The sequence below is a fragment of the Streptomyces sp. NPDC093149 genome, assembly GCF_044754145.1.
Classification (GTDB): domain Bacteria; phylum Actinomycetota; class Actinomycetes; order Streptomycetales; family Streptomycetaceae; genus Streptomyces.
The window spans coordinates 110,833-133,513 of sequence record NZ_JBIVON010000015.1; the positions used below are offsets into that span (position 1 = coordinate 110,833).

The window sequence follows — 22,681 nt, forward strand, 5'->3', positions numbered from 1 at the left end:
CGGGACCGGGGGACGACCACGGCGGTGCGATGACGCATGGCCGGCCTCCCCTCGTTGTCACGGTGCGCGCCGCGATGCGACGTGCGATTCGTGGCGAGTGTAGTGAGACGGGCGCGGGCCGGGCACCGGATTTTTCTCTCCGGGCCGCCGGACGGGAACGAGGCCGCCGGACCGCTCGCCGTGCTGCTGCCGGATTCGCCATCTTCACTGCCAGGGTGGTGCGTTGAACGGATTCTCGAAGGATGGAACGATCCCGGGAGCCGTCCCGGACAACGGAAGGAATCACATCGATGGACGACGACCACGGCCTCGCCGCCGCCAGGGTGTTCGACGCCCTGGGGGCCGAGTACGAGCGGGCGTTCGCCGGATCCACCACCCACCATGCCTCGCTGCGCCGGCTGCTGGAGCACCTCGCACCGCACAGCAGGGTCCTGGACGTGGGCAGCGGAACGGGCCGGCCGACCGCACAGGTCCTGGCCGAGGCCGGTCATGACGTGCTGGGAGTCGATGTCTCGCCCGTCATGGTGGAACTGGCGGCGGGGCAGGTGCCCGGCGCGTCCTTCGAGTGCGCGGACATTCGTGAACTCCCGCTGGAAGAAGGGAGTTTCGACGCGATCTGCGTGTACTTCTCGTTGCTGCAGATGTCCCGCGACGACCAGTCCCGACTGATGCGGAAGCTGGCGCGGCTGCTGGTCCCCGGCGGGCACCTGGTCGTCGCGACGGTACCGGTGGACGCCGAGGACGTCAGTGTGGTCTTCATGGGCCATGAGGTGCGGGCGACCAGCTTCGGCGCCGAGGAGTTCACCGAGTTGGTCGCCGGGGCCGGATTCACGGTCCTGTGGCAGCAGGCCGGCCTGTTCACCCCGGCCCATGAAGCGGCGGTGGCCGAGCCCCAGTTGTTCCTGCACTGCCGACGGGACTGATACGTCAACCCCGCCCGGGTGCGCCGGGCGCGCGGTTGTCTCAGCGCTCGCGCGACGGTACCCCGGGGCACCGTCGCGCGAGCGCTCGCGGGCGCTTGTACGCGATCAGCGGGCGCTTCCACCCGCGCAGCGCATGCCTGCCGCATCGGCCCAACTGCGTGGGCGACACGGGTACGGGCTGCCCGCCCCTGGTGACCATCGCGTTGACCGGTGTCATGGGGTCCGTCGCCATGGACTTGGCGAGCAGTACACCGATCACCAGCGGGGTCAGGGTCACGGCAAGGGCCGTACCTGCCGTGGTGACGTGCTGCAGGCGGGGGCGGTGCGGTGCGTCAGGAGCCATGGCCGCCATTCGACCAGCCGCGGCCCGCCGGTGAATCGGCCGACGTACTCAGCCGGTTGATCCCTTGTACTCACACCCGTCGACCGTCCCCGCACGCTCGGCGTGATCGCGGTCAGCCCTTATGCGGTGGTGCCGGGGCCCGAGCCCGCGCCCGAGGCGGCCTTGATGCCCTTGGTGATGTCGTCCATGACGGACAGCGCCGGTGCCTTGGCGTTGATGTCGAAGCCGGAGCGGACGACGATCATCATCTCCTTGGAGCGGGGGGACGGAAAGGCCAGCGACTGCACGTACCCGTCGTCGCCGTTCTTCGTCACCACCTTCCAGCGCACCAGGTAGCCCTGCTGGCCGGCCACCGTGACCGGCTCGGACCTGAGTTCCTGATGCGAGGTGATGCCCCCGTAGATCTTCTCGCCGTAGGACTCCGTGGCGTTGGCGGAGATGTCCTTCGTCGCTGTGGCCTTGGCCGTGGTGGTGTCGAGCTTCAGGGCCGTCGCCGGCATGGAGGAGACGCCGCCGCGCACACACTGCTGGGACGTGTCACCGGGGCAGGCGTACTCACCGGTGGTCACGTCCGCCCCCGCGATTCCCGACTTGCCCTTCCAGCCGTCGGGCACGGGGAGGCTGATGCCCCCGGCCAGATCGGTGGCGTAGCCGTCCTCGGTCTGCGGCAACTGCCGCTCGGGTGCCCGGCTCTCGCCGCCGCCCCCGCGCCCGCCGCCACCGGGAGCGCCGGAGGGCGCGGTGGACGGAGCCGTGGCCGCGTTCTCCTCGGGGCCGCCGGAAGGATCCGACAGAAGAAGGACGCCTGTACCGATCGCGGCGAGCGCCACCACACCCGCGGTGACGCCGATGCGTATCCGCCGACGCCTGATCGTGGCGGGCGGCAGTCGGAGATGGTCGGTCCACTGGTTGCCGTCCCACCAGCGTTCCTGAACGGGGCCGATTCCTGTATACCCGGGGTCTGGATGCCAGCCGGGCGGGCTCGTCTGGGTCACGCGATCCACGGTAGAACGGTTGCGTGAGAATCAGATGAATCCGGCCGCACCCGGACGGAGGGCCGTCGCCCAGCGCACGGGGGTGAGGCCACCCCTGCGCGGCGGCCGGAACAGGCTCCGAAGAACGCGCGCTTCGTGGCCACCATCCCGTACTCCCCGGTCGGGAAGATCCTCCCCCGGGACCCGCGCGACCCCTGTGGAGGGCGACGATGATCGAGACACCTGCGGTACGGATCGAACGCGACGGCCCCGTCCTCACGGTGATCCTCAGCCGGCCCGAGGTCCGCAACGCCGTGGACGGCCCGACGGCGAACCGACTGGCCGCCGCCTTCCGCGAGTTCGACGCCGACCCGGATGCGGCCGTCGCCGTGCTGTGGGGCGAGGGAGGTACGTTCTGTGCCGGTGCCGACCTGAAGGGCATCGGTACGGAGCGTGGCAACGAGGTCCGGGCCGAGGGCGACGGGCCGATGGGCCCGACCCGTATGAGCCTGAGCAAGCCCGTCATCGCGGCGGTCTCGGGGCATGCCGTGGCAGGGGGACTTGAGCTGGCCCTCTGGTGCGATCTGCGCGTGGCGGAGGACGACGCGGTGTTCGGGGTGTTCTGCCGCCGCTGGGGAGTGCCACTGGTGGACGGCGGAACCGTACGGCTGCCGCGCCTCATCGGCGAGAGCCGGGCCATGGACATGATTCTCACCGGGCGCCCCGTTCCGGCTTCCGAGGCCTGCGCCATGGGGCTCGTCAACCGGATCGTGCCGCCCGGCGAGGCCCGGCGCGCGGCGGAGCGGCTCGCCCGGGAGATCGCCGCGTTCCCCCAGCTGTGCCTGCGTCACGACCGGCTCTCGGTCAGGGAGCAGCACGGTCTGAGTGAGGCGGAGGCCCTGGCGGGGGAGTACCGGCACGGCATGGTGCCCCTCACGGCGGGGGAGACGCAGGCCGGTGCGGACCGGTTCGGCGGCGGCGCCGGTCGGCACGGTTCCTTCGACGACTGAACGGCGGGCCGCATCACGCGACAGCGGGGAACCGCACGGGCGGCGAGCCGCGCACGGGGCCCGGTCCGGCGCGCGGCCCGACATTGCGGTGGCGACGGTCGCCGTCGGCGGACCGCGTCCGAGCGCGGCTGCCGGGCAGGTACGTGATTCCGGCAACCTTTGGTCCGACCATACGTGATGTGTGACATAGTTGAAGATCGGCGGCAGACGAGACGACACCGGACGATTCCGGCCGAGGCAGGGGGTGACGGGATGCCCGTCGAGTGGCAACCCGTACGGCAGTCCCGTACGCATGAACTCGTGCTCCGGAGCATCGAGGAGCGGGTGTTCGCCGGGGAGCTCAGGGCCGGTGACCGGCTGCCGCCCGAGCGGGAGCTCGCTCCGGTGCTCGGGGTGAGCCGGTCCGCACTGCGCGAGGCGCTGCGCGTGCTGGAGACCATCGGTGTGCTGGTCGCCCAGCCCGGCCGGGGGCCGGATGCCGGGGCGCGGATCGTGCGGAACCCAGACGACGCCCTCGGGCGGCTGCTTCGTCTGCACTTCGCTCTGGGAAGCTACAGCCTCCAGGACGTCCTGGAGGCGCGTGTGGTGCTGGAGAGGTCCAGCTTCGAGGCGGCCGCACGGTACGCCTCGGAGGAGGACCTCGACGAGGCGGAGACCCTGGTCGTGCGCATGGGGGAGCCGGATGTCGCGGTGTCCGAGTTCAATGACCTGGACACCCGTTTCCACGTGCATGTCGCGCGCGGTTCCGGCAACGCGCTGACCTCCACGCTCACCTCCGCCGTACGCGAGTCGGTGCGTCCCTTGATCCTGCGCGCCCTGGAGCGGGCCGAGGACTGGCCGGCCACGGCCGCCGCGCTCAACGCGGAACACGCCGAACTCCTGCGGCTGGTGCGCGCGGGCCAGGGCGAGAAGGCCGCCGACCTGGTCGAGCGGCACATCCGCAGCCTCCACGGCACGCTGGTCGACGAGAACGCGGAGCGTCTTTGAGAGTGGGGCGTGCGCATCATCAACGCCTCTTCGGCCCCGGATTTGTCATGTATATGACCGACATGGCGCGCCGCCCCGAGCGCCGCATCCTTCATGTTTCGGACCGAGGCTAGTATGGTCGGACCATATAAATGGAGAGAAGATCGGAGAGACCCATGCGCATCGGACTCTTCGCCACCTGTCTGGGAGACACGCTCTTCCCCGAGGCGGTGAAATCGACCGCGGTCCTGCTCGCCCGACTGGGCCATGACGTGGTGTTCCCGCCGGGGCAGACCTGCTGCGGCCAGATGCACGTCAACACCGGATACCAGCGCGAACCCGTCCCCCTGGTAAGGAACTTCGCCGAGCAGTTCGGTGACGCGGCGATCGACGCCGTCGTCATGCCGTCCGGATCGTGTGCGGGTTCGGTCCGGCACCAGCACGAGATCGTCGCCGCGCGGTACGGGGACGCGGCGCTGCGCGCGGGCGTCGCCACCGTCAAGGCCAAGACGTACGAGTTGTCGGAGCTGCTCGTCGACGTCCTGGACGTCACCGACGTCGGTGCCTACTTCCCGCACCGGGTGACCTACCACCCCACCTGCCACTCCCTGCGCATGCTCCGCGTCGGCGACAAGCCGCTGAAGCTGCTCCGCGCCGTCGACTCCATCGACCTCGTCGAGCTCCCCGAAGCCGACTCCTGCTGCGGATTCGGCGGCACCTTCGCCGTCAAGAACGCCGAGACGTCGACGGCCATGCTCCAGGACAAGATGCGCAACATCGCCACCACCGGGGCCGATGTCTGCACCGCGGGGGACTCCTCCTGCCTGATGCACATCGGCGGCGGGCTCTCCCGTATCGCCTCGGGCACCCGCACCCTGCACCTCGCGCAGATCCTCTCCGCCACCCGCACCTCGCCGTACGTCCCGACGGAGGCCGTCCGATGAGCAGCACCTTCCTCGGCATGCCCGCGACCCCGCCCCGTTCCCCGTACGGAACGGGCAATCTGCGCGGCGACCGGAAGTTCCCCGCCGCCGCCCACGACGAACTGCGCAACGAACAACTGCGCCGCAACCTCGGCCGGGCCACCCGTACGATCCGCGCCAAGCGCCTGAACGTCACCGGCGAACTGCCCGACTGGGAAGAACTGCGAGACGCCGGCTCGGCCATCAAGACCGACACCATGAACCGGCTCCCCGAACTCCTGGAACAACTGGAGCACAAGGTCACCGAGCGTGGCGGCACCGTCCACTGGGCGCGGGACGGAGTCGAGGCCAACGAGATCGTCGCCCGGCTGGTCCAGGCGACGGGCAGCCGCGACGTCATCAAGGTCAAGTCGATGGCCACCCAGGAGATCGGCCTCAACGAGCACCTCGAATCCGTCGGCATCACCCCGTACGAGACGGACCTCGCCGAACTGATCGTCCAGCTCGCGCACGACAAGCCGTCGCACATCCTGGTCCCCGCCATCCACCGCAACCGCGATGAGATCCGGCAGATCTTCCTCAAGGAGATCCCGGGCGTCGATCCGGGCCTCGACAACGTACCCGCGCATCTCGCCGCCGCGGCCCGCGCCTATCTGCGCGAGAAGTTCATGACGACCAAGGTGGCCGTCTCCGGGGCCAACTTCGGTATCGCCGAGACCGGAACCCTCTCCGTCGTGGAGTCCGAGGGCAACGGCCGTATGTGTCTGACCATGCCCGACACCCTGATCACCGTCATGGGCATCGAGAAGGTGCTGCCGCGCTACCAGGACCTCGAAGTGTTCCTGCAGTTGCTGCCACGCTCCTCGACCGGGGAGCGCATGAACCCGTACACATCGATGTGGACCGGGGTGACACCCGGCGACGGACCGCAGGACTTCCATCTGGTCCTGCTCGACAACGGACGCACCGCGGCGCTCGCCGACCGGATCGGGCGCGAGGCGCTCAACTGCATCCGCTGCTCGGCCTGTCTCAACGTCTGCCCGGTGTACGAACGGGCCGGCGGCCATGCGTACGGATCCACGTACCCCGGGCCGATCGGCGCCGTCCTCACCCCGCAGCTCGCCGGCATGCACGCCGCCAAGGACGACCCCAACAGCTCGCTGCCGTACGCCTCCAGCCTCTGCGGCGCCTGCTTCGACGCCTGCCCGGTCAAGATCGACATCCCGTCACTGCTGGTCGAGCTGCGCCACCAGCACACCGAGCAGGCCGGTACGACGGCGGAGAAACTGGCCATGAAGGCCGCGGCCGCCGTCATGAAGCAGCCGAAGCTGTTCACCGCCGCGCAGAAGGGGGCGGGCCTCGGCCGGGTCATCGCCGGGCGGGACGGGAAGATCTCCCGTCTCCCGCCGCCGTTCAACGGCTGGAGCGACAGCCGCGACACGGCCGCCCCGCCGAAGCAGACCTTCCGCTCCTGGCTGGCATCGGCCGAGGGCGCCTCGGCGATGCGGGCCGCCAGCGACGAGTACGGGAAGAACCGGAAGGACGGGGAGAAGTGACGACCGCTCGTGAAACGGTGCTGGGCAGGATCAAGGACGCCCTGGCCCTCGCCCCCACCCCGGACACCACCGTTCCCCGCGCCTACCGCACCGGCCGCACCCTCCCCGACGACGAGCGGCTGGCACTCTTCACCGACCGGCTCGCCGATTACAAGGCACACGTACGCACCTGTACCGCCGACCGCACGGCGGACGCCGTCGCCGAGGCACTGCGGGAGCGCGAGGCCCGACGGATCGGTGTGCCGGCCGGACTCGACCCGGCCTGGCTCGGCAGCTACGAGGGCGAGGTCGAGCAGGACTCCGCCGCCGTCCCGGCGCCCCGTCTCGACGCGCTGGACGGGGTCGTCACCGCCTCGGCCGTCAGCTGCGCCGAGACGGGCACGATCTTCCTGGACGGCTCGCCCGACCAGGGGCGGCGGGCGTTGTCCCTCGTCCCCGACCTGCATGTGTGCGTCGTCGATCTGTCGACCGTCGAGGTCGGCGTGCCGGAGGCGGTGGCCCGACTGGTGCCGGAACGGCCGACGACGCTGATCAGCGGCCCCTCGGCCACGTCCGACATCGAGCTGGAGCGGGTCGAGGGCGTGCACGGACCACGCACGCTGGTGGTGGTGATCCGGACCGACACGTAGGGGTGAAGGGGTCGCGCGACCACGCGCCGCGCGACCCCTCCGCTCAGCCGTGCGTGACGCTCAGCGGCTCGAAACCGATCCGGGTCGTCGTACCGTCCTCGGCCCAGCGGACCTCCACCGTGTCCCCGTTCACCCGGACCCCGTTCACCACCGTGTCCAGCGGTCCGGGGTCGGGCTCCGCGGTCAGCGAGGCGAGCGCGACCAGCACCGTCGTGCCCTCCGCGTCCGCGGACAGCCGGGGCACCACCGCCCAGCGCGTGTACGCCGTGCCCTGCGGGGCCCGTACCCCGTCCCGGGTCCCCCAGCCGTGCAGTCCGTGCAGCGTGGAGGTCAGTGTGTCGTCGGGGCCGGTCGCCCAGCCCGTCTGCTCCACCCGGGCCCCGGCGGGCGCGCCGAGCACCCGATGCACCCTCAGCTCGTAGCGGGCGCGTGCCACGGTGACACTCTCCACGCGCATCCCCGGCACCATCGGCGCGCCGGAGGAGAACACCGGTCGGTGCCACGAGGCGGCCCAGCCCCAGTCGTCACCGCCGCCGGCGCCCAGCGGGCGGATGGAGCGACGGCCGCTGCGCGTTCCGGCGACGACCACGGCCAGGTGGTTGTCCGCCTGGTTGCCCTTCGCCGTGGGGCCCGTCACCGTGGAGTACGACTGACGGCTGTACAGCGGGTCGTCCGCCACCCCCGACTCGCCTTCGTGCGGGCGGACATGGTCGCTGCCGTGATTGTGCAGCCGTACGATTCCGTCCGCCCGGGTGGACTGGACGAGCAGTCCGGGAGCGGGCAGCGCGAGCACCCGGTCGGGGCCCTCGCTCGGCGCGGGCTCCTCGGTCGCGGTCCACAGCGGATGGTTGTCCGGGGCGAGCAGGGAGACGAAGGCCTTGGACGCCCAGTACGGCGAGGCGGGTGCCGAGTAGTTCTGCAGTGACGCCTCGTGCGGGCCGTGCCAGCCCAGGCTCAGCAGCCCGTCCGTACCGGTGGCGCCGCGGTCCAGGAAGTAGCGCAGCGATCCGTTGATCACCCGCCGCGAGGCGCCGGGCGTGAGCGGTGTGTGCCCGGTGACGGCGCCGAGCGCGACCGACGAGGCAGCCGCGAACCGGTAGGTCAGCGACCGGCCGAAGTGGATCGGCGCACCGTCGCCGCCGAACAGCAGGGAGAAGCCCTCCAGGTGTTCGCGCAGCCGGGAACCGTAGTGCTCGGACAGCTCGGAGTCGCCCGACAGATGTGCGTCGAGTACGGGGTAGAGATGCAGGGCCCAGCCGTTGTAGTGGTCGAAGGCGCGGCCGTCGCCGTCCGCGTACCAGCCGTCGCCGCGGTACCAGCCCTCCAGCAGGCCGAGGGCGCGCTCCTTCGCGCGGGCCGTCTCCGCGTCCCCACGGCCCACGGATTCCAGGAACGCGGCCACGGAGTAGGGGAACAGGTACCAGTTGTTGGGCGCGGGGGTGTGGCGCAGCGCGCCGCGCAGCCACTCCTCGGCACGGTCCCGGACCCCGGACTCCAGCCGGTCCCAGAGCCATGGCCGGGTCAGCCGCAGACCGATGGCGACCGAGGCCGACTCGACCATGGGCTGGCCGAAGACGGTGTGGTCACGGATCAGCGGCCAGGACTCGGCGTCGTCGCGGCCGGGGGTGAGGGTTCCGGCCGCGAGTCCGTCGGCGTACCGGTCGAGCCAGCCGTGCGGGTCCTTGCCGTCCGCGCCCGCGACCCGGAAGGCGGCGGCGAGGAACGTACGCGCGTATCCCTCCAGCCCGTCGGAGCGCACCCCGGAGGCGGACGGCCGGCCCGGCAGGTCCAGCAGCGCGCCGCCGGGTGTGGCCCACTGCCAGGCCGCCTTGAGCAGTCCGTCCGCAGCGGCCTCCCAGTGCGCGCGGGTGTAGCCGGTGTGCGGGCTCGACGCCCGGTCCTCGGCGGGAAGTTCGAGGGGGGAATCCGGATGGGGTGCGGTCATGCGAGGAAGGCCAGCCTTTCGCGTCGTACGGGATGGGCGAATCCGTCGCCCGCGGCCCAGCGGCCGGCCTCACCGACCGCCAGATCGACCAGTCGCCGCCACTCGTTGCCCTGTGAGCCTGCGAGGTGCGGGGTGATGGTGACGTTGTCGCACTCCCAGAGGGGGTGTGCGGGGGGCAGCGAGTCGGGCACGGTGACGTCGAGGATCGCCCGGATCCGGTCCTGCCGGAGTACGTCGACGAGCGCGTCCTGGTCGATCACGGCGCCCCGTGCGGTGTTGATGAGCACGGCGTCCCTGCGCATCGAGGTGAGCAGCTCACGGCTCACGAGCCCGTGGGTGGCCGGCAGCAGGGGAGTGTGCACGCTCACCACGTCGCTGTGCGCGAACAGTTCACCGAGACCGACGGACCGGACGCCGAGCGCGGCGGCCTCCGCCTCGGAGACGAACGGGTCGTGGAGCAGGACCGGCAGGTCGTACGGTCGCAGCAGTTCGATGACGCGTCGGCCGATCATCGAGGCGGACAGGATGCCGACGGTACGGCCGTAGTTGCCCACCTCGGTCGCGGTGGCGAGCCAGTTGTCGCGGCGGCGTTCCGTCCGGTAGTCACGGGCCCGCTCCAGGGCCCGCTTGCCGGAGAGGAGGATCATCGCGACGGTGTACTCCGCCACCGGCAGCGCGTTGGCGGCGGCTGCCGACGACACCTCGATGCCGCGGTCCCAGCAGGCCTCGGTGATGTGCCCGCGGACACTGCCCGCGGTGTGGGCGACGGCGCGCAGCCGCGGTGCCGCAGCCAGGGCCGCCTCGTCGAGCGGCGGGCAGCCCCAGCCCGTGACCAGGATCTCCACATCCGCCAGAGTGGCGCGGGCCCGGTCGGTGGTGAAGTCGTCGAGGACGGGTGGCGGAGCGAGATCGCACACCTCGCCGAGCGCGGCCAGGGACCGGGCGTCGAGGAGGGCGGTCGCGGCGTCCGGCTTCATGGCGACGGCGGCGCGCGGTCGGTTCCGGCCGGTGGGTGGGGTGGCGTAGGTGCCGTGCATCTCTCTCCTGGTCGGCCTGGTCGGGGATGAGGACGGTGGCGCGGCTACTCGACCGCGCCCGCGGTGAGCCCCGACTTCCAGAACCACCCGCGGCGAGCACCGGACCGAAGAGCTTCTCCTCGTGCGCGAATCGGTACTTGTCGAAGGCGTACCCGCAGGCGATGCTCACCGGCGCGCCTGTCAGCGGCAGGGCGGCGATCGTGGCGAGCACGGATCGACGGCTCTGTCGACCGGGCATGTGCGCCTCCCGCGGCTCCTGATTCGGGTCACGGGGAATCCTGATCGGCTGATCGGTACTGGTCAAGAGATCGCTCAGAAGAAAATCAAAGCGGTCAAACGCTCATCTCGCGGAAGGGATCCTCTCCTGCGCGGATCCGCGCACCTTGAGCGTGGGCAGCAACTCCGTCCGGCGTACGGGTCCATTCGCGCCGACCGCCCCGGACAGCCTGTGGAGCAGCAGTTCGGCGGCGACGCGTCCGATCGCCGTCTTCGGCGGCGCCACCGCGGTCAGGGGCGTGCTGCCGAGGGCAGCGACCACATCGTCGTACGCCACCACGGAGCAGTCGCGCGGCACTTCGATACCGCTCTCCGCCAGCCGCTGCACCAGCATCAACGCGTCGACGTCGCCGTGCAGCACGGCCGCCGTGGTCCCCCGCTCCCGCAGCAACGCCGCGAGGTCGAGGCCGGCACGGCCATCGGCTCCGGGGCCCGGCGGCGCGACGGCTCCCGAGGCGGCGGAGTCGGGACCGGGGCCGGGCACCGCCGCCGGGGAACTCAGCACCACCGACCAGTCCTCCACCTCCGCACGGGCCGCTGCGATCTCGGCGAACGCCGCACGGATGCTGCGCGCCGTCGGGCTGTCGTCACGGGCGGCCAGCACGATGCGGCGATGCCCCAGCGACACCAGGTGCTCGACGGCGAGGTGCGTCCCGTACCAGTGGTCGGAACAGACGGAGTCGAGGGCGTGCAGCGCGCTGCCCGGCCGGGGCCGCCGCTCCATGAGCACGGTCGGCACCCCCACGTCCGCGAGCCATGCGTAGTCCAGTTCCTCCGAGCGCGCGTTGCGCCAGCGCGGCGCGATCAGCAGCCCGCGCGCCCCGTCCGCCAGCGCCCGCTCCACCAGTGGCCGTTCGGCTCCGGCCGCCTGGGGGGCGATGTGCAGGGCGATGCGCATGCCGGACTCCTCCAGAACGCTCCGGGCGCCGTGCAGGGTCTCGTACAGGTACGAATGCCGTTCGGGTACGACCAGGGCCACCGCCCCGCCCTCCCCGGCAGGTTCCTCGCCCCGCGACGCGGGCACCGCGGCGGGCGGCTGCGCCTCCCCGACCGGCCGGGCCACCCCGTGCCCGCGCCGCAGCCGCCCGGCCTGGGCGAGCTCCTCGACGTCCCGCCTGATCGTGACCACCGAGACATCCAGCTCGGCCGCGAGCACGCTGACCTTGACGGCGCCGCGCGACTCCACCACCGACAGGATTCGTTGTCGCCTGAGTTCGACCGGCTCCCGCATGCTGTTGGCCCCCTCGCCGTACCACCATGTGTTGTTCGTTTGAGCGCTTCAGGTGAGCGTTCGGGTCGCAGCATAGCGATCGCCCCGGCTCCGTCCACGCGCGTGGATCGTCCCGTGGGCCTCACCCGTCCCAGGTTGGTCCTGCGGCCTTGGTTCAACGGCATCTGGGGTCCTTCGTTCGAGTCGGGCCTGATCGGTGAGAGGGTTCGGCGTCGAGGATCGCGAGCCGGAGGAGGGGGCCGTGGCGGAGTCATGGCGACCGACGGGAACGCGGCGGGCGTGGCACCGGGGCACGTGAGATCGGTTCGAGCAGCTGGTCATCGGCGCGACCGTCCTCGGCGGACTCCAGCTGCTCCTGCGCTGAGCGCACCCGACGTTCTGAACCCGCCGCCGCACACACGCCTCAGCCCTCCCCGACAGCTGCTCGCTGCGATTGGGGAGGGCTGAGAAGAAGGCGTGGGCGGGGCCGGGTCAGACGATGCCTTCCTCGATCTCCGCCTGCTCGCGTGCGTTCCCGTACGCGGACGGCGTGCTGTACGAACGACGCGCGACGAACCACCAGATGGTGGCCAGAACCAGCACGGCGACCAGCGCGATCGACGCGTAGTTCATCGAGTCGACCGTCACCGGGGACGACTGGGGGAGCAGGAACAGCACGGTCACGATGGCGACCCACACCACGGCGATCCAGCCGATCGGCTTGCTCCAGCGGCCCAGGTGCCACGGCCCGCGCTCGAACCGGCCACCGGAGCGCAGCTTCAGGAAGATCGGGATCGCGTAGGCGGGCGTGATGCCGATGACGTTGATCGCGGTCACCGCACCGTACGCCGTGGCGGAGTACAGCGACGGCAGCGCCAGCACTCCGGCGACGACGACCGACAGCCACACCGCGTTGACGGGCGTCTGGGTGCTCGCGCTCACCTTGCGCCACAGGGCCGAGCCCGGCAGGGCGTTGTCCCGGCTGAACGCGAACACCATCCGGCTGGCGGCGGCGACCTCGGCGTTGCCGCAGAACAGCTGGGCCGCGATCACGATCAGCAGCAGGGCCGTGGCTCCGGAGGTGCCCAGCGCGTCGATCATGATCTGGGCCGGGGGCACCCCGGTCGCGCTGTTCTGGGTGCCCGCGTAGTCCTGGATCGCGAAGGTCAGCCCGGCGAGCAGCACGAAACCGGCGACCCAGGAGACCCAGATCGCGCGGACGATGCCCTTGGCGGCCGTCACCGAGGCGTTCGAGGTCTCCTCCGACAGATGGGCGGACGCGTCGTAGCCGCAGAAGGTGTACTGGGCGAGGAGCAGACCGATCGCCGCCACGTACAACGGATTGTGCCAGCCCGTGTCGTTGACGAACTCGGTGAAGACGAACGAGGGCGACTGGTGGTGCGAGGGCACGACCGCCAGCACCACGACGATCACCGCGACACCGGCGAGATGCCACCACACGCTGATGGAGTTGAGCACACTGACGAGGCGGACACCGAAGAGGTTCAGCACGGCGTGCAGCAGCAGGATGCAGAGGAAGATGATCATCGTCTTGCCCGGTGTGGGGGTGAATCCCCACTGCAGATTCATCAGCGCACCGGTGAACAGCGCGGCACCGTAGTCGATACCTGCGATCGCACCGAGCAGACCGAGCAGATTCAGCCAGCCGGTGTACCAGCCCCACTTGCGGCCACCGAGCCGGTCCGCCATGTAGTAGAGCGCTCCCGAGGTCGGGTAGGCGCTGGTGACCTCGGCGAGTGCCATGCCGACACAGAGCACGAAGAGCCCGACACCGGCCCAGCCCCAGAGCATCACCGCCGGACCACCGGTGGACATGCCGAAGCCGTACAGGGTCATGCAGCCGGACAGGATGGAGATGACGGAGAAGCTGATGGCGAAGTTACCGAAGCCGCCCATGCGCCGGGCGAGCACGGGCTGATAGCCGAGTTCACGCAGCCGCTCCTCCTCGTCCTTCGGCAAATTGGCCTCCGCACCCGACTGGGTCGGGGTGGATATGGACATGGGAAAACCTCCATGAGGAGTGATGGGGACGGGAAGGAAAGCGGTCGGTCCGGAACGGGGATGGGGCTCGGCGCGCGGCGCCATGGCTCAGCCGTGCGGCCCCCGTCCGGGGTCGCGGGACACCGCGAGGCAGCGGCTGCGGGCACGCAGGAAGACTTCCTCGGCGCCACCGGGGACCTTGGGGTCCCGTGTGCGATACACCCAGGGAACGGAGGTGAAATAGGGCCCGAGTTCCCGGAACACCGGTGCGGCGTCGGCGAACTGGAGGGCACCCCACAGGGCGTGGGCCAGATGGTTCAGGTCGAGCAGGGAGTGGGAAATCGGAGGCGTGCGACGGAACCAGAGCTCCAGCGCCCGAGCCGCGTCCCGTTCCGCGTCCTCGGTGACCCAGTGGAGATCCAGGGCCTTCTCGTGCCCGTGCTCGCGCCGGTAGCGCTCGACCCGCACATACAGGGGAAGCGCGTGCAGCGCGGATCCGTCGGGAGCGGAAGAGGCCGCCCACTGAACGAAGTTGACCGCCTCCGAGAGCGATCCGCCGGCCTTCCGCGCGTACACGAACTGAAGCATCCGGTGGTAGGCCTCGCGGTTGTACGGATCCCGTTTGTCGGCCTCCGCCAGCAGCCCCCACGGGCCGGGGAAGAGCATCGGCCCCGGTGGATGCAGCCGGTGCTCCTCCAGTCGCTGGTGCTCGTCCAGCTGCGACAGGGCCAGCAGGCACACCCAGGGCACAGGGTCGGCGGGCGAGGTGTGTGCGGCTGTCCGGCAGGCTCCCCAGGCTTCCTGCCACAGTTCCTGCGCACGGTGATGGCCCTCGCGATGGGCCCGCACGGCGCGCTCCACGACGACCCGTGCGTGCATCACCGAGGCGGCGACACTTCGCGGCTCCTCGGCCAGCCAGGCCTGTACCGCGTCCGAACCGGCGGCGATGGCTCCGAGCACCTGGGTGCGTTGCGTCCACAGGGTCCAGTCCGGCGTACGTTCCAGCAGGTCGCGCATGGAAAGCCAGCGCCCGGTGCGCAGATCCTGTAACGCGACACGCAATTCGTTGTCATGGCCGGCCGGGTGATAGACCGGCCGGAATTCACTGTTGGCCATGGACACGCCCTGCCCATGTGCGGCCGGACGGGGTGCGACGGTCGGGAGATTTCCTCAGCACGTCACGCAGCCCGGCGGTGGCACGGAACCCGTGCGGAAGCGGAAAGCCCGGGGTTCGAGGTCTCGGAGCTCGGAAGGGAATGTCGGTGTCATCAATCCTCAAGGGCGTGGGGGGTGCAGCAGCTGTTGAACGACGAACTGCTCGAAAGCGTCCGGTTGTTGCTCGGCGGTGAGTGTAAGGCCAGTTGCCCCGAACTCCGGACCGATTCGCGGATCTTACTCAAGTCGACTGACCCGTACGGACGTTGATCAGCAGCCGGTTGTTCCGGACGTGCACCCGGACGGCCCTTGACGTACGCGGTGGTCTGCACCACTCTGGGCGGCGGAGACCAATGATCACGATTCCGTTCAAGCCGTAGGGCTTTCGCACGACTGGAGTGTCGATGACAGGCCCGGTACTCGCCGTGGACCAGGGCACGTCGGGAACGAAGGCGCTGGTGGTCTGCCCGGAGCGTGGCGTGATCGGTTCCGGTTCGGCTCCCGTGCGGCCGCGTCACGGCGCCGGAGGGGCGGTCGAGGTCGACCCCGCCGAACTGCTCGGCTCGCTCGTCGAGGCCGGACGTCGGGCGCTGCGCGAAGCGGGCGAACCGGTGGCCGCCGTCGGCCTCGCCAACCAGGGCGAGACGGTGCTCGCCTGGGATCCGGACACCGGGCGCCCGCTCACCGAGGCGATCGTCTGGCAGGACCGGCGCTCCGCACCCGTCTGCGCGGAACTCGCGTCGCACGAGGAGGAGTTGACCCGCCTCACGGGGCTGCCGCTCGATCCGTACTTCGCCGCCCCCAAGATGGCCTGGATCCGGCGCGAGCTGACCCGCGAGGGCGTGGTCACCACCAGCGACTCCTGGCTCGTCCATCAGCTGACCGGTGCGTTCGTCACGGACGCGGCGACCGCGGGACGCACCCAGCTGCTCGACCTCGACCGGGTCCGCTGGTCACCCGAGGCCCTGGACGTCTTCGGCCTCGGCGACGAGCGCCTCCCGGCCGTCGTCGACTCCGACGGCGTCGTCGGTACCACGACCGCCTTCGGCGGCGAACTCCCGCTGACCGGACTCCTCGTCGACCAGCAGGCGGCCCTGCTCGCCCAGAACGCCCTCGACCCCGGCAACGCCAAGTGCACCTACGGAACCGGCGCCTTCCTGCTCGCCCAGACCGGTCCGGCGCCCCGCCGCGGGTCCACCGGACTGGTCAGCTGCGTCGCCTGGCGGCTCGGCGGCCGCACCAGCTACTGCCTCGACGGACAGGTCTACACCGCCGCGTCCGCCGTCGACTGGCTCACCGGCCTGGGAGTGATCTCGGGTGCGGCGGACCTCGACGCGGTCGGCGCCGGCGTCCCCGACTCCGGCGGTGTCACGTTCGTACCGGCGCTCGCCGGTCTCGCCGCCCCCTGGTGGCGCGGTGACCTGCGCGGATCGGTGACCGGCCTCGGTCTCGACACCACCGCGGGCCATCTGGTGCGTGCGCTGTGCGAAGGCATCGCCGCACAGGTCGTCGAACTCGCCGAGGCGGTCGCGACCGACCTGGGCTCCCCGCTGACCTCACTCCGGGTCGACGGAGGACTGACCCGCTCGGCACTGCTCATGCAGACCCAGGCCGACCTGCTGCAACGTCCCGTCGAGGTGTCCGCGCTGCCCGATGTCACCGCACTCGGCGTCGGAGCCGTCGCCCGCCTCGGCCTCGACCCCCGGCTCCCGCTCCGGCAGGCCGTACCCGAGTGGAAGCCCGCCGCCGTGTACGAACCCCGGATCGGCGCCGACGAGGCGGCCGAACGCCTGGCCGGATTCCGGGCCGCGGTGCAGACTCTGCTGGACCATGCCTGATGTGTGCGAGAGTCACGCGATGAACCGCGCGATCAGCACCGCCGGAGCACTGCGCGACGACCTGCCCGGGATCCCGTCGGCGGGCCCGGCCGATCCGCCCGCCGACGACGTGACCGTCGTCGGCGCGGGGCGGCAACGGCTGCTGCTGCCCGCCGTGCCGGGCCGCCCGCTCCATCTGCGCGCCGTCTGGCTCGACCGGTTCGGTCCGCACGGCTCGACCGTGCGGACCGCATGGTCCTGACCGCGCGTCAGGGAATGAGCAGCCAGTCCGAACCGATCGCCGCCAGCAGCCCGACGGCCAACAGCCAACTGCCCAGCCGGGTGCGGCCGTTCCTGCTGAGCTCGATCACGATCCCGCACAGGATCAGCGCGAGCCCGTAGACCCCGACCACCAGCACGGACGACCGGCTGGCGATCCGCAGTCCGAGCACGACCGCCATCGCCGCCATGCCGATCGACGAGAGGACGATGCGCAGCCGCCTCGCCTGACGCGGTGTCAACCGGCGCTCTCCCGTATCGGCAGCGGTCTCCGGATCGGCTGCGGGAGCCACCTCGGGGGCGGTCTCCGCAGCGGTCTTCGCCGAGGCCTCGGGAGCCGGGTGCGCCGACGTCCGCGAAGCAGATTCCGCAACGGTCTCGGGAGCCGTCGTGGGAACGGCCTCCGGAACAGTTGCGGGGGCCGTCTTCGACGCGGCCTCCGGAACAGTTGCGGGGGCCGTCTTCGACGCGGCCTCCGGATCGGCTATCGGGCTGTCCACGGCCTGGTCCTGGTCAGAAGTGCTCATGACGCCGGATCGTAGTGGCTGCGGGCAGCCCTGTTCGCCGCTCCGGGCGGCGGGCGGCCGAAGTGACGTAGGTTCGGTGCATGCCCGGCCACATTCTCATCCTCGGCGGTACGACCGAAGCCCGGCAGCTCGCCGCCGAGCTGACCGGGCACGGCGGCGAGGCGACCGCGCGCGTCACCACCTCGCTGGCCGGCCGGGTCGCCCGGCCCCGGATGCCCGCGGGGGACGTACGCATCGGCGGCTTCGGCGGCCCCCTGGGCCTCGCCGACTGGTTGCGAACCCACGCCGTGGACACCGTCGTCGACGCCACCCATCCGTTCGCCGACACCATCAGTGCCAACGCCGCCGAAGCCGCGAAGGCCACCGGCACCGCACTGTTCGCACTGCGCCGCCCCGGCTGGACGGCGGGCCCCGACGACCAATGGCATCAGGCCGACGACCTCGCCGACGCCGCTGCCCGACTGCCCGGCCTGGGCCGCCGGATCCTCCTCACCACCGGCCGTCTCGGCCTGGCCGCCTTCGCCACCGCCCCCGGCGCGGACCGGCTCCACTTCGTCGTACGGTCCGTGGATCCGCCCGAGCCGCCGCTGCCCCGCCACACCGCGGTGGTCCTCGACCGCGGTCCGTACACCGTCGACGGCGAGACGGCGCTGCTGCGCCACCACACCATCGACGTCCTCGTCACCAAGGACAGCGGCGGCCCCGCCACCGCGGCGAAGCTCACCGCTGCCAGGAACCTCGGGCTGCCCGTGGTCGTGGTCCGCCGACCGCCGCCGCCCGACGGCGTGCGCGTCGTGCACGATGTCGCCGAGGCGCTCCGGCTGCTGTGCCGGGAAGGCGGATTCAGTCGCGACGCAGCAGATAGGTATCCATGATCCAGCCCTTGCGGGCCCGCGCCTCGGCCCGCAGTTCCTCGATCCGGTCCGACACCTCGGCGAGACGTCCGGAGACCAGGATCTCGTCGGCGGTCCCCACGTACGCCCCCCAGTAGATGTGCAGATCCTGGTCCAGGTGGCGAGTGAACGCCTGCCGGGCATCGAGCATCACCACGACGTCGTCCACCCCCTCGGGCCAGCCCTCTGCCAGCCGTCGGCCCGTCGTGATCTGCACCGGACGCGCCACCCGGTTCAGCCCCGTCCGATGTCTGGCGAGCAGCGCGGAGACGCTGCTGATCCCGGGGACCACCTCGTGGTCGAAGGCGACCGCACCCCGGTCGAGGATCTCTTCGAGGATGCCGAGCGTGGAGTCGTACAGCGCGGGATCGCCCCACACCAGGAACGCCCCGCACTCGTCCTCGCCGAGTTCCTCCGCGATGAACCGTTCGTACAGATCCGCACGGCGCCTGCGCCAGTCGTCCACCGCGGGCGAGTAGTCCGATGTCCTGCGATCCCGCTCCGGATCCCGTGCCTCGATCAACCGGTACGCGTTCTTCACATGTACGTCGAGGATGTCCCGCCGCAGCCCGGTCAGATCGGACTTCTCCTCGCCCTTGTCGAGGATGAAGAAGGCGTCCGCCCTGTTCAGTGCCTTGATGGCCTGCAGGGTCAGATGGTCGGGGTCGCCCGCGCCGATACCGATGACATAGATCTTTCTCACCGCACCGAGTCTGCCCCATGCCCCACCGCCCGCGCCGTCCGGGCCGTCGGCCGTGCGCCACCGCCCCCGGTCTTCCGGGCCAAGGACTGTCCCACAACCCCTGGCGGGCGCACGAGGACAGCCACGACGCCTCGCCGCGTTGTCGGAACGTCCACATACATCCGGTACATGGACGCCCCACCGCCTTGCGATGCACCGCATCCGACGCCGCGCGCTGACCCACCAGGGATTACGGGACAACCCTCAGGGCTCCAGCCGCCGCAGACGGGGCGCCTCGACCGCCGCGTCCACGGGTTCGGCACGCGCCCCCCGCACGTCGGTCGCGTCGCCGCCCGGTTCCATCCGCCCCGCCAGCTCCCCGGCCCAGCCGATCAGTTCCTCGACCCCGATTCCGTGGGGCCGGGTGGTCCCGTACTCCGCGAGCGCCGCCGCGCCGCGCCGCAACAGCCGGGCCCCGCCGGTCGTGTTGCCCCGCGCCGCGTGGGTCAGCCCCACGGCCAGCTGCGCGAGCCCGCGCCACAACTCCCGCTCCGCCACCGGCCGCGACTTCCACGCGTCCTCGAACACCTCGTGCGCATGGAACGGCAGCCCCGCGTCCAGCAGCCGCTGTGCCTCGCGCAGGGTCTCCTCGGGCGTACGTACGATCCCCTCCGGCTGCCGCTCCACTCCCGGAGTCCCGTACGGCAGCGGGCGTCCCAGCCCGTCACGGGGGCGCGCATTGCGCGCCCGGCCTTCGGCATCGCGGTCGCGGTGAGTCTCATCCACCCCTCGATTGTGCCCCGCACCTGCGGCGAACTGTCCGAACCACTGTCCGTGGACCCCCGCGCACGACTAGTGTCGACAGTCATCCGCACCACTTTGGGGAGGGTAGGGATGAAGCAGTCCCGGCCGCTGTACGAGCGCGAACCGGAACTCGCCGCTGCCGCACAAGCCGTGGATGCCCTGTGCGGCGCCCAGGCGGCCGGCGGGCTGCTGATCTTCAGCGGTGAGGCAGGCATCGGCAAGACAGCACTGCTCGCCGAGATCCAGGCGATGGCCGCCGACCGCTGCACGGTCTGGTCCGCACGCGGCGGTGAAACCGTCACGTCCGTGCCGTTCCACGTCGTACGCCAACTGCTGCAACCCGCCCTCGACCAATTCCCGCCCGACGAGGTGCGGACCCTGTTCGGGGCCTGGTACGAGATCACCGCGCCCGCACTCGGGCTCGCTCAGCCGACCGGCCCGCAGGCGGATCCGCAAGGGGTACGGGACGGCCTCGACTTCGTCGTCTCCCGCCTCGCGTCCCGGCTCAGCCACCGTCCGCTGCTGCTCGTCATCGACGACGCGCACTGGGCGGACGGCGAATCCCTCGCCTGGCTGGCCTCGTTCACCGCCCGCCTCGGTGAACTGCCCGTCCTGGTCGTCCAGGCCCACCGGCCGGAGGAACTGGCGGCGCGGCAGAAGGAGAGCGGAGTGGGCAGCTCGCATCCTTCCCAGGTCCGGGTGGCGCTGCGCGCCCTCACCCCGGACGCCACCGCGGAACTGGCCCGTGCGGCCCTCGGGGAACACGCCGACGACCCCTTCTGCCGCGAGGTGTGGGCCGTCACCGGCGGCAACCCCTACGAGGCGGTCGAACTCGTCGCCAAGGTCCAGGACCGCGAGCTGGCGCCGCTGGAGGAATCGGCCGGGCTGCTGCGCGAACTCGGCGCGTCGGCCCGTGGCAGCGGCCTCGTCGCGCGGCTCGAACGGCTCGGCACCAACGCCACCCGGTTCGCCTGGGCCGCCGCGGTCCTCGGTACGGACATCTCGCAGGATCTCGCCGCCACCCTCGCCGGAATGAGTCCCGCCGAGGCGGCCGACTGCACGGCGCGGCTGCGCGAGGCCCGTATCGTCACGGGCTTCGACCCGCTGGAGTTCGTCCATCCGCTGATCGCCACCGCGGTGTACCGCTCGATCCCGCCGGCCACTCGTACCGCCATGCACGGCCGGGCGGCCTGGGCCATCACCCGGGCCGGCCTCGGCGCCGCGGCGGCTTCCCGGCACCTGCTCGAAGTGCACCCGGACGACGACCAGGAACTGGTCGAACAGCTCCGCGACGCGGCCAAACAGCATCTCGCGGTCGGTGCTCCGGAGGCGGCCCGCCGCTGCCTCGAACGCGCCCTGGAGGAACCGCCGCGTCAACGCGTGAAGGCAACCCTGCTGTACGAACTGGGCTGCGCCACGCTGCTCAGCTCCCCGGCCACCACCGTCCGGCATCTGCGGGCCGCGCTCGACATGCCCGGACTCGACGACGACCAGCGGGTCGACGCCACCTACCGGCTGGCGGCCGCGCATTCCCACAACAACCAGCTGAAGGAGGCGGCCACCGCCCTCGCCGCCGAGGCCGCCCGCACCGAGCCCGGCCCCGGACTGATGCGGCTTCAGGCCGCCCACTTCCTCTGGGAGGGCATGCAGTCCACCGAGGACGACGGACCCGCCCGCTCCAGCAGGCTCGCCCGGAACGCCGACCACCTCTCCGGCCGCGACAACGCCGAGCGCGCCCTGCTCACGCTCCGCGCCTTCGACGCCATGATGCGCGGCGAGAACTCCCAGCTCATCGTCGACCTCTGCGAACGTGCCCTGGTCGACGGCCACCCCGCCCGCGGGCTCGGCTGGACCGACACGGAATGGGGCTTCGAACTTCCGACCCTCGTCGGCATCACCTACGCCTTCACCGACCAGCTCGACCGTGCCGAGGGACTCTTCGGCGAGGCCGTCAGGGCCTTCGAGATCTCCGGCTGGAGCGGTGCCCACCTCGCGTTCGCGCACACCCTGCTCGGCCTGGTACACCGTCGCCGCGGACGACTCGCGGAGGCGGAGGGCTTCCTGCGTGAAGGGCTGCGCCTCGCCGACCGCGTCGGCAGCGGACTCCCCGTCCACTGGGACGCGGCCTGCCTTCTGATCGACACGCTGACCGCCCGCGGCCGTGTCGCGGAGGCCCGCGAGATCGCCGACCGCTACGACTTCGGTCCGCCCTATCCCAGCGCGATGGTGCTGCCCGACGCCCCGTGCCTGCGCGGTCGGCTGCTGCTGGCCGAAGGCCGTACGGAGGAGGCGGTCGCCGAACTGGAAACGGCCGGCCGCGCCCTCGAAGCACGAGGCAGGTTCAACGGCGTATGGGCTCCCTGGGCCGGCGATCTCGCCCGCGCCCTGGCCGAGGAGGACCCGGGCCGCGCCGCCCAGATCGCCGGCGCCGCCCGGGTGCACGCCGAGCGCTTCGGCACGGACACCGCGATCGGTGAGGCCCTGCGGTGTGTCGCGCTCTTCGCACGTCCGGAGGAAGCCGTCCATCTGCTGGCCGAGTCGGTCCGTCATCTGGAGGCCTCCCCGTCCGCGTACGAACACGCCCTGGCTCTCGTCGACTACGGCATCGCGATCCGCTCCCCGCGCGAACTCGCCAGGGCCCACAAACTGGCCACGGCGTGCGGCGCCGAATCCCTGGCCGACCGCGCCCACCAGGCACGGGCGTCGATCCAGCCCTCGGAGTGAGGTAATG

General features: G+C 71.4%; 20 protein-coding genes and 1 pseudogene. 10 read left to right on the forward strand and 11 right to left on the reverse strand.

The window, feature by feature from the left end:
• Positions 1–290 precede the first annotated feature (290 nt).
• Entirely contained in the window at positions 291–923 is a 633-nt protein-coding gene (locus tag ACIQCZ_RS33890; RefSeq protein ID WP_402288274.1) for a class I SAM-dependent methyltransferase, read from the forward strand.
• 40 nt (positions 924–963) lie between these two features.
• Here the strand turns inward: ACIQCZ_RS33890 and ACIQCZ_RS33895 are convergent, their stop codons facing one another.
• A complete protein-coding gene (locus tag ACIQCZ_RS33895) occupies positions 964–1,266 on the reverse strand; it encodes a hypothetical protein (RefSeq protein ID WP_402288277.1) in 303 nt (100 codons plus the stop codon).
• A 119-nt stretch (positions 1,267–1,385) separates the two neighbouring features.
• A complete protein-coding gene (locus tag ACIQCZ_RS33900) occupies positions 1,386–2,261 on the reverse strand; it encodes a DUF2510 domain-containing protein (protein ID WP_402288278.1) in 876 nt (291 codons plus the stop codon).
• 209 nt (positions 2,262–2,470) lie between these two features.
• Here ACIQCZ_RS33900 and ACIQCZ_RS33905 point away from each other — a divergent pair, with 209 nt between their 5' ends.
• The 5 genes from ACIQCZ_RS33905 (at position 2,471) to ACIQCZ_RS33925 (ending at position 7,324) form a co-directional block, all read left to right on the forward strand.
• Entirely contained in the window at positions 2,471–3,250 is a 780-nt protein-coding gene (locus tag ACIQCZ_RS33905; protein WP_402288281.1) for a crotonase/enoyl-CoA hydratase family protein, read from the forward strand.
• Positions 3,251–3,502: 252 nt separating this feature from the next.
• Positions 3,503–4,237, forward strand: a complete 735-nt coding sequence (locus tag ACIQCZ_RS33910; RefSeq protein ID WP_402288283.1) for a FadR/GntR family transcriptional regulator — start codon at positions 3,503–3,505, stop codon at positions 4,235–4,237.
• A gap of 155 nt (positions 4,238–4,392) precedes the next feature.
• Complete coding sequence (locus tag ACIQCZ_RS33915) at positions 4,393–5,160, forward strand: (Fe-S)-binding protein (protein WP_402288286.1); 768 nt, start codon at positions 4,393–4,395, stop codon at positions 5,158–5,160.
• Complete coding sequence (locus ACIQCZ_RS33920) at positions 5,157–6,695, forward strand: LutB/LldF family L-lactate oxidation iron-sulfur protein (RefSeq protein ID WP_402288289.1); 1,539 nt, start codon at positions 5,157–5,159, stop codon at positions 6,693–6,695. Before ACIQCZ_RS33915 ends, ACIQCZ_RS33920 begins: the two co-directional genes overlap by 4 nt.
• Positions 6,692–7,324 carry a lactate utilization protein C gene (locus ACIQCZ_RS33925; protein WP_402288292.1) on the forward strand — a complete coding sequence of 211 codons (633 nt, stop codon included), beginning with the start codon at positions 6,692–6,694 and terminating at the stop codon, positions 7,322–7,324. Before ACIQCZ_RS33920 ends, ACIQCZ_RS33925 begins: the two co-directional genes overlap by 4 nt.
• A gap of 43 nt (positions 7,325–7,367) precedes the next feature.
• Here ACIQCZ_RS33925 and ACIQCZ_RS33930 read toward each other — a convergent pair whose 3' ends face one another.
• From ACIQCZ_RS33930 to ACIQCZ_RS33955, 6 genes and pseudogenes are all read right to left on the reverse strand, one after another.
• Complete coding sequence (locus ACIQCZ_RS33930; protein ID WP_402288294.1) at positions 7,368–9,269, reverse strand: DUF2264 domain-containing protein; 1,902 nt, start codon at positions 9,267–9,269, stop codon at positions 7,368–7,370.
• A complete protein-coding gene (locus ACIQCZ_RS33935) occupies positions 9,266–10,306 on the reverse strand; it encodes a hydroxyacid dehydrogenase (protein ID WP_402288297.1) in 1,041 nt (346 codons plus the stop codon). The genes ACIQCZ_RS33930 and ACIQCZ_RS33935 overlap by 4 nt, the downstream gene beginning before the upstream one ends.
• 88 nt (positions 10,307–10,394) lie before the next feature.
• A pseudogene (locus tag ACIQCZ_RS33940) lies at positions 10,395–10,484 on the reverse strand (carbohydrate ABC transporter permease); the annotation flags it as partial.
• A gap of 162 nt (positions 10,485–10,646) precedes the next feature.
• Positions 10,647–11,813, reverse strand: coding sequence for a substrate-binding domain-containing protein (locus ACIQCZ_RS33945; RefSeq protein WP_402288300.1), 1,167 nt, complete (start codon positions 11,811–11,813; stop codon positions 10,647–10,649).
• 471 nt (positions 11,814–12,284) lie between these two features.
• Positions 12,285–13,814: an amino acid permease gene (locus ACIQCZ_RS33950; protein ID WP_402288303.1), complete on the reverse strand. Its 1,530-nt coding sequence runs from the start codon at positions 13,812–13,814 to the stop codon at positions 12,285–12,287.
• An 87-nt stretch (positions 13,815–13,901) separates the two neighbouring features.
• Positions 13,902–14,909, reverse strand: coding sequence for a hypothetical protein (locus ACIQCZ_RS33955; RefSeq protein ID WP_402288306.1), 1,008 nt, complete (start codon positions 14,907–14,909; stop codon positions 13,902–13,904).
• Positions 14,910–15,352: 443 nt separating this feature from the next.
• Between ACIQCZ_RS33955 and ACIQCZ_RS33960 the strand changes: the two genes are divergently transcribed.
• Positions 15,353–16,786, forward strand: a complete 1,434-nt coding sequence (locus ACIQCZ_RS33960) for an FGGY family carbohydrate kinase (RefSeq protein ID WP_402288308.1) — start codon at positions 15,353–15,355, stop codon at positions 16,784–16,786.
• A 19-nt stretch (positions 16,787–16,805) separates the two neighbouring features.
• Complete coding sequence (locus ACIQCZ_RS33965) at positions 16,806–17,027, forward strand: hypothetical protein (protein ID WP_402288311.1); 222 nt, start codon at positions 16,806–16,808, stop codon at positions 17,025–17,027.
• A 7-nt stretch (positions 17,028–17,034) separates the two neighbouring features.
• On the opposite strand, the gene ACIQCZ_RS33970 is transcribed toward ACIQCZ_RS33965, so the two are convergent.
• Entirely contained in the window at positions 17,035–17,571 is a 537-nt protein-coding gene (locus tag ACIQCZ_RS33970; protein ID WP_402288314.1) for a hypothetical protein, read from the reverse strand.
• Positions 17,572–17,651: 80 nt separating this feature from the next.
• Here ACIQCZ_RS33970 and ACIQCZ_RS33975 point away from each other — a divergent pair, with 80 nt between their 5' ends.
• Positions 17,652–18,446: a cobalt-precorrin-6A reductase gene (locus ACIQCZ_RS33975; protein WP_402288317.1), complete on the forward strand. Its 795-nt coding sequence runs from the start codon at positions 17,652–17,654 to the stop codon at positions 18,444–18,446.
• Here the strand turns inward: ACIQCZ_RS33975 and cobF are convergent.
• Both cobF and ACIQCZ_RS33985 read right to left on the reverse strand, forming a co-directional pair.
• Positions 18,415–19,167 carry a precorrin-6A synthase (deacetylating) gene (gene cobF / locus ACIQCZ_RS33980; RefSeq protein ID WP_402288320.1) on the reverse strand — a complete coding sequence of 251 codons (753 nt, stop codon included), beginning with the start codon at positions 19,165–19,167 and terminating at the stop codon, positions 18,415–18,417. The two genes, ACIQCZ_RS33975 and cobF, sit on opposite strands and share 32 nt — an antisense overlap.
• A gap of 243 nt (positions 19,168–19,410) precedes the next feature.
• Positions 19,411–19,932, reverse strand: coding sequence for a DUF309 domain-containing protein (locus ACIQCZ_RS33985; protein WP_402288322.1), 522 nt, complete (start codon positions 19,930–19,932; stop codon positions 19,411–19,413).
• Positions 19,933–20,040: 108 nt separating this feature from the next.
• On the opposite strand from ACIQCZ_RS33985, the gene ACIQCZ_RS33990 reads away from it, so the two are divergent.
• Positions 20,041–22,674, forward strand: coding sequence for an ATP-binding protein (locus tag ACIQCZ_RS33990; protein WP_402288324.1), 2,634 nt, complete (start codon positions 20,041–20,043; stop codon positions 22,672–22,674).
• The last annotated feature ends 7 nt before the right edge of the window (positions 22,675–22,681 follow it).

Excerpts from the sequence above, each read along its gene's own strand:
- ACIQCZ_RS33960 (WP_402288308.1), top strand. The coding sequence starts at position 15,353 with ATGACAGGCCCGGTACTCGCCGTGGACCAGGGCACGTCGGGAACGAAG.
- ACIQCZ_RS33970 (WP_402288314.1), bottom strand. The coding sequence starts at position 17,571 with ATGAGCACTTCTGACCAGGACCAGGCCGTGGACAGCCCGATAGCCGAT.
- ACIQCZ_RS33915 (WP_402288286.1), top strand. The coding sequence starts at position 4,393 with ATGCGCATCGGACTCTTCGCCACCTGTCTGGGAGACACGCTCTTCCCC.
- ACIQCZ_RS33905 (WP_402288281.1), top strand. The coding sequence starts at position 2,471 with ATGATCGAGACACCTGCGGTACGGATCGAACGCGACGGCCCCGTCCTC.
- ACIQCZ_RS33950 (WP_402288303.1), bottom strand. The coding sequence starts at position 13,814 with ATGTCCATATCCACCCCGACCCAGTCGGGTGCGGAGGCCAATTTGCCG.
- ACIQCZ_RS33945 (WP_402288300.1), bottom strand. The coding sequence starts at position 11,813 with ATGCGGGAGCCGGTCGAACTCAGGCGACAACGAATCCTGTCGGTGGTG.
- ACIQCZ_RS33910 (WP_402288283.1), top strand. The coding sequence starts at position 3,503 with ATGCCCGTCGAGTGGCAACCCGTACGGCAGTCCCGTACGCATGAACTC.
- ACIQCZ_RS33895 (WP_402288277.1), bottom strand. The coding sequence starts at position 1,266 with ATGGCTCCTGACGCACCGCACCGCCCCCGCCTGCAGCACGTCACCACG.
- ACIQCZ_RS33890 (WP_402288274.1), top strand. The coding sequence starts at position 291 with ATGGACGACGACCACGGCCTCGCCGCCGCCAGGGTGTTCGACGCCCTG.
- ACIQCZ_RS33965 (WP_402288311.1), top strand. The coding sequence starts at position 16,806 with ATGAACCGCGCGATCAGCACCGCCGGAGCACTGCGCGACGACCTGCCC.
- ACIQCZ_RS33930 (WP_402288294.1), bottom strand. The coding sequence starts at position 9,269 with ATGACCGCACCCCATCCGGATTCCCCCCTCGAACTTCCCGCCGAGGAC.
- ACIQCZ_RS33955 (WP_402288306.1), bottom strand. The coding sequence starts at position 14,909 with ATGGCCAACAGTGAATTCCGGCCGGTCTATCACCCGGCCGGCCATGAC.
- ACIQCZ_RS33920 (WP_402288289.1), top strand. The coding sequence starts at position 5,157 with ATGAGCAGCACCTTCCTCGGCATGCCCGCGACCCCGCCCCGTTCCCCG.
- ACIQCZ_RS33975 (WP_402288317.1), top strand. The coding sequence starts at position 17,652 with ATGCCCGGCCACATTCTCATCCTCGGCGGTACGACCGAAGCCCGGCAG.
- ACIQCZ_RS33935 (WP_402288297.1), bottom strand. The coding sequence starts at position 10,306 with ATGCACGGCACCTACGCCACCCCACCCACCGGCCGGAACCGACCGCGC.
- ACIQCZ_RS33990 (WP_402288324.1), top strand. The coding sequence starts at position 20,041 with ATGAAGCAGTCCCGGCCGCTGTACGAGCGCGAACCGGAACTCGCCGCT.